The 14,841-nt window shown below is 43.9% G+C and carries 10 protein-coding genes; 1 reads left to right on the top strand and 9 read right to left on the bottom strand.

The window, feature by feature from the left end; genetic code table 11:
* Positions 1–9 precede the first annotated feature (9 nt).
* Positions 10–1,566, top strand: coding sequence for an alpha/beta hydrolase (locus EJ063_RS00420; RefSeq protein WP_126572036.1), 1,557 nt, complete (start codon positions 10–12; stop codon positions 1,564–1,566).
* A 22-nt stretch (positions 1,567–1,588) separates the two neighbouring features.
* Here EJ063_RS00420 and EJ063_RS00415 read toward each other — a convergent pair whose 3' ends face one another.
* The 9 genes from EJ063_RS00415 to EJ063_RS00375 all read right to left on the bottom strand — a co-directional run bounded on the left by EJ063_RS00415 (position 1,589) and on the right by EJ063_RS00375 (position 14,823).
* Positions 1,589–1,969, bottom strand: coding sequence for a hypothetical protein (locus EJ063_RS00415; protein WP_126572035.1), 381 nt, complete (start codon positions 1,967–1,969; stop codon positions 1,589–1,591).
* Between the two features lie 111 nt (positions 1,970–2,080).
* A complete protein-coding gene (gene phaC / locus EJ063_RS00410) occupies positions 2,081–3,862 on the bottom strand; it encodes a class I poly(R)-hydroxyalkanoic acid synthase (protein ID WP_126572034.1) in 1,782 nt (593 codons plus the stop codon).
* A 57-nt stretch (positions 3,863–3,919) separates the two neighbouring features.
* On the bottom strand, positions 3,920–4,267 hold the full coding sequence (locus EJ063_RS00405; RefSeq protein ID WP_126572033.1) for a phasin family protein: 348 nt from the start codon (positions 4,265–4,267) through the stop codon (positions 3,920–3,922).
* Positions 4,268–4,312: 45 nt separating this feature from the next.
* Positions 4,313–5,521, bottom strand: coding sequence for an acetyl-CoA C-acetyltransferase (locus tag EJ063_RS00400; RefSeq protein ID WP_126572032.1), 1,209 nt, complete (start codon positions 5,519–5,521; stop codon positions 4,313–4,315).
* Between the two features lie 14 nt (positions 5,522–5,535).
* Positions 5,536–6,276 (bottom strand): SDR family oxidoreductase, encoded by a 741-nt coding sequence (locus tag EJ063_RS00395; protein WP_126572031.1) that lies wholly within the window; start codon positions 6,274–6,276, stop codon positions 5,536–5,538.
* Positions 6,277–6,923: 647 nt separating this feature from the next.
* On the bottom strand, positions 6,924–8,711 hold the full coding sequence (locus EJ063_RS00390; RefSeq protein ID WP_126572030.1) for an ABC transporter ATP-binding protein: 1,788 nt from the start codon (positions 8,709–8,711) through the stop codon (positions 6,924–6,926).
* Positions 8,705–10,465: an ABC transporter ATP-binding protein gene (locus EJ063_RS00385; protein WP_126572029.1), complete on the bottom strand. Its 1,761-nt coding sequence runs from the start codon at positions 10,463–10,465 to the stop codon at positions 8,705–8,707. Before EJ063_RS00385 ends, EJ063_RS00390 begins: the two co-directional genes overlap by 7 nt.
* Positions 10,466–10,723: 258 nt before the next feature.
* A complete protein-coding gene (locus EJ063_RS00380; RefSeq protein ID WP_126572028.1) occupies positions 10,724–13,786 on the bottom strand; it encodes an efflux RND transporter permease subunit in 3,063 nt (1,020 codons plus the stop codon).
* Positions 13,783–14,823, bottom strand: a complete 1,041-nt coding sequence (locus tag EJ063_RS00375) for an efflux RND transporter periplasmic adaptor subunit (protein ID WP_126573077.1) — start codon at positions 14,821–14,823, stop codon at positions 13,783–13,785. The genes EJ063_RS00380 and EJ063_RS00375 overlap by 4 nt, the downstream gene beginning before the upstream one ends.
* Between the last annotated feature and the right edge of the window lie 18 nt (positions 14,824–14,841).

Below are 14,841 nucleotides of genomic sequence, written 5' to 3'. Positions count from 1 at the left end.
GAATGGAACATGTCCCATCGTCAAGTTAACTCTTCAAGACACCCCCCTTCCAATGTTTGGCGTAACATGATCCTGATACCACTTCTCTTATTCTTCTCATCAAACGTGGCAAGCCAAGAGTGCCAACCCTCAGATCAATTAGCAGAGCTATTACTGGGGAATGGAAATGTCAAAATCATTGATCAAGATGAGTCACCTTTCGCGTTAGCTAACAGCACGGAGCAACGTGACATGGTGCTATGGTTAACTAATGAGCCTATCGGGGCCGTGAAGATAGAAGCTCAAGGTAAAACACCCCTAACTGTGGTGGCTTTGCCCTGTCAAGCGGCGACTGTGGAGCTACAACAAGCTCTGATCGCAACACGATCTATAGTGGGCAACAGCATTGCTCTTTCGGACCGTAGCCACTTTATGAACGATCTGGGTTTATCGTTCGATCAAATTGTTCAAATTCAACATCATGCTTTTGAGTTGGTCGGGAAACAGCAGCCAGATGCCCTCTATGAAACCATTGGAGAGCTCGCGACATACTTAGCTTCTACGCCTAAACATCTATCCCGAAGTGTGTCTGAAAAGCCATTCCACATTCAAACGGTTTACTACGCAACGACTCGCTCTGTAGAAACGGAGCAACAGGGTGTTTTTTACAACGGTGATAGAGATATCCAGACTCCATTACACGTAGGAAAAGCTAATGTCTCAATTCCACGCAATCATCAAAAGGGTCAAATCGAACAGCCGTTACTTTCCTTAAAATGGCTAAAACAAGCCGACTCTCATGTTCTAATTCAATCCGTCAACGAATTAAGTCTCGATGATTATTGGCAATCACTACCGATAGAGAGTGGTAAGGGACAATGGCAAGATAGCGTTATCATCTACGTCCATGGTTATAATGTTGCCTTCCAATCAGCCATTAAACGTACCGCTCAAATGGCTTATGACTTCGATTTTTCGGGGGTTCCAATCCTTTTCTCTTGGCCTTCTAACGCATCATTACTTGATTATGCTTCAGATCGTGAAGACGCGATTTGGAGTGCGACATATTTCGCCCAATTCTTAACTCAACTAAAGGGGCAACACCCCAATGCGAATATTCATGTCGTCGCGCATAGTATGGGCAATCAAGTCTTGCTTAACGGATTAAACGAACTGGCACTAAGAAACCCAAATAAAACACTATTTAAGAGTATTATTCTTGCAGCGCCGGACGTTGATAGCCAGTGGTTTACCTATCAAATCGCACCGAGGATTCTCACACTCGCCTCTAACTGGGCGGTTTACACATCAGAAAATGATGGTGCTTTGATCGCGTCTGAGAAAGTGAATCAAGCCAAACGATTAGGTATGCCAGTTAGTTTGGCTGAGGGGGTAGATGTCATCGATACCAGCGGACTGAATGCTGCACCGTGGAGTATTCCGGAGTCACATTCATATTATGCAAATAAGCTCCCTGTCATCGAAGATCTCGTGTCTCATTTACGAGGTATTCCACCTGAAAAACGGGCACTTATTGAAGCGAATACCCAGCAAGGAAACTACTGGCAGTTGATTGAAGATGAGTGACGCTCCGTGTCGCATAAAGCGTTCAACTGCGCATAAGTGCAATAATCCACACCCACCATGCTAGGCAGTGCATTAGACCAGCCACAAACACTAGAACATAAGCTGTGGCTTCTTTTGTTGAATTCTGTCTCCATAAATGCAGCAACCAGTAGATGGGTAACGCAGGGATCGCGATAAGAAGAGAAGGAACCAGAACACCGCTCATACCCGGCCCTAATGTTACGAAAATAATAGTGTTTGCAATAAGCGTAATGGCAAGGAACAGTATGACTTTATTCCGAATATATTTCCGCTTTACATAAAGCCCGATAACCATCAAATACCCGATTATCGCGAGACATGGCAAGAACGTCAGCCCAAACTCAGACACTAATGCACTCGGAAGTAGGCCCCAAAGATTCATACACCACCACTCAACGATTATTATTCAACTGTACTTAAACAGATTGGTTTAAGAATACACAAATAATAAAGAAAAACAGCGGTATTGCTACACACTGTTTTTCTTGAGGGGTTACTTTAACTCATTCTCTATCGGCAGAACTTGTTTTACGTAATCTCCGGGGGCAGAGCGTAAAACAGGGAACTGTTCACTACCGACAGGGAATGGCTCGACTTTTTCCTTATCGTTGAAGGTTAACAACCATTCGTCCCAGTGTTTCCACCAAGATCCGTTGTTGTGCTGAGCATTCGTCAACCATTCATCCGCGCTGTCATCCAAGTTGTCACTTGTCCAGTAACCGTACTTCTCTTTACTTGGATGGTTAACAATACCCGCGATGTGACCAGACTCACCAAGCACAAATGTCTTATTACCACCAACATTCAATGCACCGCGATACGTGCCTTGCCACAATGCTATATGGTCTTCTTTGGTAGAGACAAAATAACTTGGAATTTTGATCTTATTGAGATCAATCCATACACCGCCAACTTTTACCCCTTTGTCTTGAACCAACTTATTGTTCAAATACAGCTCTCTGAGCATAAAGTTGTGAGTTTGTGCTGTCACATTGGTGCTGTCGCTGTTCCAATAGAGTAAGTCAAAATCAACAGGACTTGCCCCTTTTAGGTAGTTATCGACATAGTAGTTCCAGTACAGACTGTTCTCACGTAGCAGACTAAAGGTCACGCTTAATGAACGACCATCCATGTAACCTTTGGCATTGTTCTGCGCTTCAATCGCACCAATGATGGTATCGTTAATGTATGCGCCAACCTCTCCCGGCTGCGAAAAGTCCAGTAAGGTCGTGAAGAAAGAAGCACTCTTAATGCGCTTCTTCATTCGCTTGGCTGCATAGTACGCAATGGTGCTGGCCAATACCGTTCCACCAATGCAATAGCCTGCTGCATTGATCTGCTCTTGGCCGGTGATCTCTTCTATCGCGCTAACGGCTTTTGCAACGCCTTCTGTCACGTAATCACCAAATTCAACTTCTCGCTGCTCAGCGCCTGGGTTTCTCCACGAAATCATGAAGACAGCATGCCCTTGCTCTAGTAGCCAACGAACCATCGAGTTCTTTTCACGTAAATCAAGGATGTAGTATTTGTTGATAAACGGAGGAACAATCAGTAGCGGTGTAGCATTAACTTGTGGTGTTAAAGGTCGGTACTGAATCAGCTCAAACAATTCATTTTGATAGACAACATCACCGGCTGTGTTTGCCACATCTTCGCCAAGTCGAAACGCATTGTTGTTCGTCATGCGGATCTTAAGAATATCGGCGCTGGCTTCAGCATCGGCTTTGAGTTGCTCTAAACCCGTTAAGAGATTCTGACCATTTTGTTCCAGCGTCAATTTAAGTAACTCTGGGTTGGTCGCAATGTAGTTGCTTGGTGATAAGGCGTTGATCGCCTGACGTGAGAAGAAGCTAATACGCTCTTTGGCTTTTTCATCAAGGCCTTCAATACTGTCGATCGTCTCAAGGTACGTTTTGCTAAACAATAGATAGGATTGCTTGATGAAGTTAAAGAAGACGTCTTGTTGCCACTCCTCATTAGAAAAGCGCTTGTCTCCTTTTTCGGCTTTAACAACGTCTTCACTGCTGCCAATCAATGCGACATTTTGCCAAATCTCAAGTTGTTGCTGCCACCACTCTGCTTGGATTTTAAGCATCGCGGCTGGTTGATTTGCTGCACTCTCGAACAACTTGGTTGTGTCTTCAAGATTGATCTCTTGCATTGCTTTGTTTAAGGGAGTGTTTGCGGCTGCCCTGCTGAGTTCTAGATCTTCCCACCACTTTTGATTGGTTTCTTGGAGCTTAACAAGGTAGTCCGAAAAGAAGTTTTGTAACATGGTCTGACTCCTACGATCGGAAAAAAAGGCCGCCTTTCGGCGGCTAAATATGCAGTGTTATGCAGGAGTCACTGTCTTAAGGTTTTCCGATGTCATTTGTTCTACGTCGTCTTTAAACTCTTTCGCGACCGATTGCAGTTTATTGCTGTCGTCCATCATTTGTTGAGAGAGTTTGGTTAGAACACCCAACTGTTGGCTATTGAATGCCGTGAGTGAGGTAACGTCTTTAATCTCAGACGCCGCTTTCATTTGCGTTAAGCCCATTTCACTGTAAGTACGCATTGCGTTTAGCTGAAGTTCCGTTAGTACTTCTACGTTCTTAGTCACCAATTTGTTGAACTTTAGGTATGGTTCAAGGCTCTTTTCTGTTTGGTCGCTGAATGTTTTGAAGAAATCTGTGTACATGAGTAATACTCCTAAGTTAATTCCGTTTAGTAGATAGGTTATAAGTTACTTAATTGATTTAACGATCATCGCTGTGCCCATGCCGCCACCGACACAGAGTGAAGCAACGCCGTACTGCTCTCCTCGTCGATTAAGCTCATGAATCAGCGAGACCAGGATTCGGTTACCAGACGCACCCAGCGGATGGCCGAGCGCAATTGCACCGCCATTTACGTTGGCTTTGTCCATAATTGTCGCCACTGACACGTCGTGCTTCTCAGCCAATTGGTGAATCACACCGAGAGCTTGAGCAGCAAACGCTTCATTCAATTCATACAAATCTAAATCTTCGATAGATAAACCGGCCTTTTCGAGAGCAATACTGACCGCTTCAACAGGACCTAATCCCATAAGCTCAGGCTCTAAACCAGACTGACCATAACTTACGATTTCAGCAATTGGCTCTAACTGGTGCTGCTTGACGGCTGATTCGCTCGCGACAATAACGGCACTTGCGCCATCATTAAGGCCCGAAGCGTTACCCGCAGTCACTGTACCTTCACGGTCAAACGCAGGACGCAGTTTTTGCAGTCCACTCAATGTGACTTCAGGTTTAGGATATTCATCCGTATCAAATACGATGGTTTCACGTCGTTTTTTCACGTCAACTGAAACAATCTCTTGATCAAACTTACCCGCTTCAATGGCCGATACCGCTTTCAGTTGGCTGCCCAGAGCGTACTCATCTTGCTGATCTCGAGTAATCTGCACTTCTTTGGCAATGTTCTCTGCCGTCACACCCATGTGATATTGGTTATACACATCAGTTAAGCCATCATTGATGAGTAAGTCGGTAAGATTCATGCTGCCCATTTTGTGACCATCACGAATACCTGATGGAATGGTGAAAGGGATTTGCGACATCACTTCCACACCCGCAGCAACAACAATTTGTGCATCGCCCGCCTTAATATGGCTGGCTGCATCCATCACCGTTTTCATGCCGCTACCACAGACCATATTGACCGAATAAGCAGGCACATGATGAGGAATGCCAGCGTAGATAGACGCTTGACGACCAACGCCCATGCCTTGACCCGCACTAACAACGTTACCAACAATCACTTCGTCCACAAGACTTGGGGCAACACCACTTTCTGACAACGCGGCTTTGATGGCGATTGATGCGAGATTACCTGCCGATACATCTTTTAACGTGCCGCCAAATGAACCAATCGGTGTACGTTTAGCACTAACAATAAATACTCTTTCCATGTTCTTATCTCCTTTTAATGCATGTATAAGCCGCCGTTCACAGAGAGTGTTTCCCCTGTGATATAAGCGCCTGCATCACTAACAAGATAAGAAACTGACTGAGCGATTTCTTCTGGCGTCGCTAAACGACCCATCGGTATTTGAGCTTTAATCGCTTCTAGCACCTCTGGTCGCATCGCTTCAACCATTGGTGTACCTGTGTAACCAGGTGCAACTACGTTGACCGTTACACCACTGCGAGCACCTTCTGCCGCTAGCGCTTTAGAAAAGCCAATCATGCCCGCTTTCGCTGCTGAATAGTTTGTTTGACCAAATTGGCCTTTCAAGCCATTTACTGAAGAGATGTTGATGACTCGGCCGTTCCCCTTTTCGCACATTGCTGAGAATAAAGGCTGAGTGACGTTGAACACACTATTGAGGTTAGTTTCAATAACCTCTTTCCATGCATTTGGAGTCATCTTCTTGAAGGTACCATCGCGCGTAATACCCGCATTGTTGACAATAACATCAACGGTTCCTTCTTCCTCAAGCAGAGAAGCCAGTCTTTCTGCACATTGCTCTGTATCTGTCACATCAAGTTCAAATAGGCGAACCTGATCTTCATTAAATCGTTTTTCGTTAAACCAATCTAATGCACATTGATAATTACCGGTAAAATAGGTGGCAATGACCCGATATCCGTCATTTACCAATTGTTCAGAAATCGCAGATCCTATTCCGCCTTTCGAACCCGTGATCAAAGCAATTTTATTCATTAAAGGACTCCATTCTATACAGCAATATTTACAAGCAATAAGTTTTATTCACAATATGCTTATTAAGCATGAGCAAATGATATTTTTATTACGACCTTCCAGTAGCCGCCTGTTATTTAAAACTAACGGGTAAATATTACACTTCAAATATTTTCTGAGCCTAAGTGCATAAAGTTGAACAAGATCTCATACAGAATGAAATGTTATGACCTTGTTAACTTTTAGCAAGCCCTTGTTATTTAAGGAATAATCCTTATAGTCGCTTTAATCAATAAAAGCTAAACTTCTAATTTAAAACGATTTTTATTCCATTTGCGATGAATTACACAAAACTCACGAGAAGAAAGTTATCAATTAAAATCGATTATCAATTGCATCAATTTTAGTGAGCGAACTGTTATTTACCATTAAAACTTTAGTTTTATTAATAATATTTAGATTACCAATGCCAGTAATTAAATCGTCATAAGTTAATGATATTAAGTCCATTGATTCATTTTTTCTCACCCATACTTTCGTCGAAGACAAACACGCGAGGAAGTCGCTTTACTCCTGCTTAATATAAAGAATTTTGGATACAAAAAAGCCCGGAAAATTTCCGGGCTGGCATGGTTTTTATTGAATGTACTGTTAAGTTAGCTATTACATTATTGATTGATGATTTCGATGTTTTGAGTAGGCGACTTAATCGTTTCATTTAGCAGGCCTGCGTACAAGCCATTAAGAGCTAGCAACTGTTTATGGTTTCCTTGCTCGACGATCTCACCCTTTTCCAATACGAGTATCTTGTCAGAGTGCCTTACGGTACTCAGCCTGTGAGCAATTGCGATTACCGTCTTATCATTAAACAGTCGTTGCATCGCTTTTTGAATCAGAGATTCAGTGATGGAATCGACTGAACTCGTCGCTTCATCTAACATCATCACTTGGCCACCTTGTGCAACAGCGCGAGCAAATGAGATCAACTGAGTTTGCCCTACAGACAGGTTCGAACCATTCTTTTCAATTTTGAAATCATATCGCCCAGGGAGCTTATCGATAAAACGATTCGCGTATACATACTCAGACGATTGTTCTACATCCTTGCTCTCTATCTCTGGTTTGCCTAAAGCGATATTAAACTCGATACTCTCTTCAAATAAATGTACCTCTTGCATCATTAGCGAGAACAGGTGCATGGAGTCCTCTATAGCAATTTCAGACAACTCGATACCGTTTAATAGGATACTGCCTTCGTAGTTTAAATAAGTTCTAGAGATCAACCTAAGTATTGTCGACTTCCCTGAACCTGTTGACCCCACCAACGCTATTTGATGACCTTTTTCGAGTACAAAGGAGACATTATTTAATACGTATGGGGCGTCGTCCTTGTAACGGAAGCTCACATTACGAAACTCCAGTTTCTCGAACTGTGTTAGTTGACGTTTCACATCCTTAGTTGGCAATAACTGACGCCCTTCTTCCGCTGTAGGTTGAGCGAAGAGCTCTTCAATATGATCGAATGCAGCGAATGAACTCTGTATTGAGGCAATTTGAGAGGTGAAGTCACGTATCGGAACAAAGACTTTTTCCAAGGTATTGATAAATGCAATCAGAACACCAAGTGTCAAAGCGCCTTGTATCACTTGCTCTGAACCGTACCAAATCAGTAGAGCGATCGTCACCGAGGTGATACCAGAGATAAACGAAAACAGAATCGCATCATATTTATTGATCTTCTTCTGCGCATGCAAAAACTCATCAGTGTAGCTTTTGAACTTCTCTTCTACTTGTTCCTCTGCTCGATACATTTGAACGGTTTTCATGCCAAACAGGACTTCCTGCAAAAAGCCAACGCCTCTTGCTAATGCCGATCGAGTCAGTAGATACAGCTCTCGTAATCGATTTCTCACGTATATCGTTAAGTACATCACCGGCGGCATAACAATTAATACGATCAGAGTCAGTTGCCAATCAATCAAAAACATCATCACCAGCAAGGCAATGGTGTTCAACGTATCCTTCACTAAGCCCACAACCGATTGGACAAACGTCTCTCCGATGGTTTCTAAGTCACTGGTCAGCCGAGACAGCGTGACACCAATAGGCGTACTATCAAAATAGCTGCGGGGTAACTTTAATACGCGATCAAATAGAACACTGCGCATGTCAGTAACGGTATTTTGCCCCGTTTTTCGTAAGTTGTATGAGTAAGTAGTATCAACAACATAACTCATCACCAGAACCGCGACTAAATACGAGACATACTCAAGCAAGCCTCCCATGTCTCCTTGACTGAGGTGAACATCGATTATTTGTATGATCAACCAAGGAAACAATAAGCTCGTCAGCACAGTGAGCGGTAACATCGCGATGCCTAAAATCGCTGACTTTTTATACTTCTTAGCGAACTTAAAGAAGTGTTTAAGATATTTGACGTCGACACCTTTTAACATGCTGCTGCCTCCGTCTCATTTTGTTGAAGTTGCCAAGTTTCTAAATAGTAATCACACGTTTTGAGCAACGTTTGATGATCCCCTCGGGCAATAACTTCACCGTTATTCAAAACAACAATCTCATCCATATATTCAAGTGCATTAACACGGTGAGAGACAACCAAAACGGACTTATCGCCTAAATGTTTGAATAGATTCTCTAAGATTTTTCTCTCTGTTTCGTAGTCAACGGCAGAGAGTACGTTATCCATAATGATCAACTCTGCAGGCTCTAGAAGCGCACGAGCAATACTGAGCCTTTGCTTTTGCCCGCCAGACAACATAATGCCTTTTTCACCCACTAGAGTTTGGTCACCATGTTCAAAACGAGACACATCACCGGCCAGCTGACTGAGTTCTAAGACTTCATCGACTTGCGCTTTAGCCACCTTACTTTGACTACCAAAGCGGATGTTGTCTTCAACCGTTGCTGAAAACAAGTACGGGTCTTGAGTCACTGTTTTGATATAGCGACGCAAGTCCGAGCGAGAAAAAGAGGTTATGTCTCTATCGCCAATAAAGATACTTCCTGCGGGTACCTCAAGATGATGGTTTAAGCAGTTAACCAACGTCGTTTTACCTGCACCGATCCCACCAAGTACCCCGACTTTTTTTCCTTTCGGGATATCAAAGCTAACATTGGACAATACATTTTCATCATCCGCATCGTATTGAAAACTCAAGTTACGAACAGAGATGGTTTTCCCCGTGAGCTGTTCGACTTCAGGCGAAGAAAGTTTAATTTCATCCAACTCTGACATTTCAGCGTTCAAGATTGTTTGAGCGCTTTGAATGCCGACAATCCCTCGCTGGTAAATAGTCGCAATACGACCCAACTGCATTAGTGGCATAGCAAGTAACACTGAGTAAGTCAGAAATGCGGTTATCTCACCAAGAGTTAGCTCTTGCGCCATCAACATGTATCCACCTAGACCAAGAATAATGATCTTCATTAGGTCATTGGCGTAATCCAAAACTGGCATAAAGTAGACTTGTATACGCATGATTCTCATCCGGCAGCGCAGCAATTGTTGGTTTAACTTTTCTATCTCTGCTTTCACCCAAGGAGACATGCGCTGGCTCTTAATCAAGTCAATTCCTGACAAGTAATTCATCATTTTAGCCGACAGGTTTTGTAGCCGACTCATGTGCTCTAGGTGCAAAGTTTTCATGCGCGTAAAACCCACTCGAAATATGACGAAAGCAATAGAGATAGGAATGACAGAATACAAAGTCAGCTCAGGAGAAATACGCCACATATACAGAGGGGTTAGTGACAGTGCTAACAAGGCATTAAAAAACTGCAAAAATCCGACGCCGAATAACAGTCGAATTCCGTTAAGGTCATTATTGATAATTGAAATAAGGCGACCAGAGGCAAACTGCTGATGAAAGCTACTCGGTAAACGATTGAGCTTTTGAAGCAATGTATTTTTGAGTGCCGCTTCTGTAATCCTGCCAGGATTCAGTGCATAGATGCGAGATAAAATGCGTACGACCACCATCGCTATCGACATAGCGACCACAACACCAACGTAATTTTTAAGCTGCGCATGGCCTGTCACCGACGCATCGTCAATCAAATCAATCGCTAGTTGAATATAACGTGGGATTTCGACCTGAAGCCAGTTAACAAGAAAGATAAATACAATCGCAAGCAAATACGATTTACGATTCATGCGCACGTAATGCGCGAAAAACTCAGTTTTGGTCATACGACTCGTTCTTTCTAGAAAATTTTATTATGCGATTCAATTTAGCATTTCAGTACGAAAAGGTGGCGAGCACACGATAGGAAACGCGTTTAGGATAATGCTTACAGTGTTGTTTGAAGCTGACGATTTTACTCTCTTCAGCATGAAAAATCATCAGTTTGAGACGAGTTTACCCGTTCCCCACACACAAAAAACGTGATGAAAAAAGCCCGGAATAAATCCGGGCTGGCATTAAACGAATCGGTTTCAATCCTTGAATTATCCGGCAGTGGATGGTTTGATTCGATAGAAAATAGCGAATAAGACCGGTACAACAATCAGTGTGAGTACCGTAGCGAAACCTAAGCCCGCCATTATAGTTATCGCCATTGAGCCAAAGAAAGCATCGAATACCAACGGTATCATGCCCAAAATTGTTGTCAGTGCTGCCATACTCACTGGGCGTACGCGTGAAATTGCACTGTCGAATACCGCTTGGTAAGGATCTTTACCCGAGTCTAACTCACTGTTTATTTGATCCAGCAGTACGATGCCGTTTTTCAAAATCATGCCACTTAAGCTTAATAAACCTAAGAATGCAGTAAAGCTAAACGGCATATCGGTCGCGAGTAAGCCGATTGAAACGCCAATAATCGATAGCGGCACAGTCAGCCAAATCACTAATGGCTTTCTAAATGAGTTAAACAACAACATTGTGATGATAAACATCAACAAGTAACCCATTGGCAGTGAACCGAACAGAGCCTCTTGTGCATCTTTAGACGATTCATATTCACCGCCCCAAGTAATCACATAACCTTGCGGTAATGGAATCGCTTCAACGTGAGGTTTGACGCGGCTAAATAGGCTGGCAGGTGTTTCGTGCCCAAGTACATCATGGTCAGCCAACACGGTTAATGTGCGTTTACGGTCACGACGTTGGATTAAAGGCTCTTGCCAATCAAGCATTACGCCATCGATCACTTGCTCTACCGGCACGTAGCTTTGTAGTGTCGGGCTCCAAATCTTCACATTCGCTAACGATTCAAAATCAATACGCTCTTGCTCTGGAAGACGTGCGATGATCGGCAGCATATGTGTACCATCGCGAAGCAAGCCAATCGGCGTGCCGCCAAAAGACATCTGCAGCGTATTCGAAAGATCTTCTTGTGAAATGCCTAAACGGCGCGCTTTCGATTCATTAAACTGAGGCACAAGCTCTTTGGTACGTTCACGCCAATCATGACGAACGTTTCGCGCCCCAGGATCTTGAAGTAAGACATCCTCTACTTGCAGTGCTATGTCACGCAGAACTTGCGGATCTGGGCCCGTGATACGAGCTTCAATCTTAGAAGCCGGTGACGGACCAAACTCCATCAACTTAAACTGGAAGGTCGGTTGATTATATTTGACCGCTAGGGTTTCATCCAACTTAGTCAGTAGCTCGAACATGGTTTCACGGTCAGTGGTTCTCACCTGAAGTTGAGTATAGGCCTCATAGCTTCTTTCTGGCTGATACGTTAAAGCAAAACGCTGTAAGCCTTGGCCTGTGGTTGTTGATACAAACTCAACGTTATCTTGCTTACGGATAAATTGCTCGACCTTACTGGTTTCTTTCAAGGTTTCACGAATGTCCGTCCCTTCTGGCATCCACATATCTACGTAGAACATAGGCGTATTAGAAGGTGGGAAGAACTGCTGCTTGACCATACCAAAGCCCGCAACTGCAACCACCAATAGACCAAACATGCTTGCTACAGTGAACCAACGGAAGCGCAAGGCAAACTTAAGGCTTGCGCCAAAAATAGTAAATAAAACACCTTTGTAGGGATCGTCTTCTTCACCCTCTGACACTTTGTCTTCTTCTTTTAGAAACAATTCCGCTAAGAACGGAGTCAATGTCAGCGCGGTAATCCAGCTTAGGAACAATGAGTAACACAGAACCCAGAACAACGAGCCCATGAACTCACCCGTTGCGTCCTCTGAGAGACCGATAGGAGCAAATGCGGTGATCGCGATAACCGTTGCACCTAACAATGGCCACTGAGTTTGTTTTACGATATCCAGCGCCGCTTGAAGCTTGGTTTTGCCGCGTTTAAGGCCGACCAAGATACCTTCCACAACAACGATGGCGTTGTCCACCAGCATACCCAGTGCAATGATCAAGGCACCTAAGGAAATTCGGTGTAACTCGACATCGTTTTGCTTCATTAATATAAACGTGCCCATTACCGTCAGTAACAAGACAGCACCGATAATAAGACCACTACGTAAGCCCATTGCAAACAGCAGTACAATGATAACGATAGCGACAGCTTGACCTAAGCTGACGATGAAATCATCCACCGACTTTTCAACTTCAGCCGATTGGTTGTAGAAGTAGTTGAATTCAACGCCTGCTGGGCGAATAGACTCAAGTTGAGAAAGTTCTGCCTCTAGATGTTTGCCCACTTCAACCACGTTGACACCAGCACCAAAAGAGATCGCAAGGTTAATGGCTGGCTTTCCGTTAAACGTAATCACGTTCGATGGTTTTTCTTGAATTCCACGGCTGATCGTTGCAACGTCTTTAAGGCGAATAAGATTACCCGTGTCACGACCGTGAATAATCAGCTCTTCAAGCTCTTGTTCTGAGCTCATGGTTCCGTTTGGACGAATCGTTAACGTTTGACCATTCACCATCACTTCACCGGCAGATTGAACGCTGTTTTGCTGATTCAACAATCCAACTACAGTGTTCATATCTAGGTTCAATGACGCGAGTCGTTCTAAAGAGATTTCAACGAACAGTTGCTCTTGTTGATCACCTGCAATCGCGACTTTACCTACGCCATCAACCAGCTCTAGCTCTCGACTCAGATAATCGGCATAACGCTTGAGTTCGATGTAATCATAACCATCACCAGTGATCATCAGCATGATGCCGTAAACATCACCGAAGTCATCAATGATTTGAATTGAGCTTACACCACTCGGCAGATTTGGCTTTAGGTCATTGATTCTACGACGCATTTCGTCCCAGATTTGGGGTAGCTCATCTGGGCCATACTCCATCTCCATGCTGACCATGATTTGAGACATGCCGTTTGATGAAGTCGAAGTAATCTTGTCGATGTATGGCAGCTTACGGATCTCTTTTTCCAAAGGATACGTCAACTCCTCTTCCACTTCTTTTGACGTAGCGCCCGGGTAGTTGGAAATAATCATGGCATCTTTAATCGTAAATGCTGGATCTTCCAAACGACCTAAATCCATGAATGAGGTGTAGCCACCCACCGCTAGGATAACGAGAAACAGCCAACTGATGACTTTGTTTTTGATTGAGTATTCGGCAATGCTCACTGCTTCACTCCTTTAATTTCCATTCCTTCACGAAGCTTTCTCAAGTTTGAATTGATGAGAACATCGCCCTCTGTAAGACCGGCTGCGACCAAAGCGCCAGTACCCGTGATTTGATCGACAGTGATTGGGTAACGGTGCGCAGCACCATCTTCAAGCTTCCACACATGAAACGACTGTGTCTCTCTACCTGAATCAATGGCGGTCATTGGCAATTGATACGCTTGGTGGGTATTAAGCCCTGCTTTAATCAGATCGACCGTCACTTTTGCGCTTGTGCCCGGTAGAACTTTCTTATCGATTTGAGCCATTTTTAGCCAAACTTGATAAGTCTGGCTGCTTGGGTGTAATTCGCTGGTATGTTCTAAATAGCTCAACGAATAACGCCCTTCATGCCCTGAAAAGATTGCCGTTGGCTGATTTTTTTGAGCGTGACTGTTTGGGCTTAACATCGCCAGCACAGAATCAGACACCTCAATTTTTACGTAAACCTGATCATCCTGATAAATCGACACGACTTGTTCGCCTGGTGTTACGTTTTCAAACTTTTTCTTATCAACAGACGAGATAATGCCGCCAAACGGGGCTTTAAGCCGCATGTAACGCATCGACGACTTTGCGAGCCCGAGATTGGCTTCCGCTAGTTGTAAACTGGCTTGTAACTCATCGAGCTCTGCGCTTGAAATCATCTTGTTTGACTTTAGCTCTTCGCCACGTTTCGCTTGTTTCAAGGCCAATTCAAAGCGAACTTGGGCATCAATAAGCTGCTGTTTGCTCTTAGAATCATCCAAAATGGCAACCACCTGTCCTTTCTCAACCTTATCGCCTTCTTTCACCAAAATGGATGCGATTTCACCTTCCAGTCGAAAAGCGAGAGGCGTTAGCTCTGCAGGCATTACCATGGCGTTAAAGTTTCTAAATTGGCTTTCTGCGGCTTCTGCTACCGTAAATGTATCTACCATCAGTGGAGCGGATTGTCTGTGTTCAACTTCGGGCATACAGGCTGCTAACACTGACACACAAGCGAGCGTTAGAGGCATTTTAATAATATTGCGCAC

The organism is Vibrio aquaticus (genome assembly GCF_003970385.1).
GTDB classification, from domain to species: domain Bacteria; phylum Pseudomonadota; class Gammaproteobacteria; order Enterobacterales; family Vibrionaceae; genus Vibrio; species Vibrio aquaticus.
This window is presented reverse-complemented; position numbering and strand designations above follow the sequence as displayed.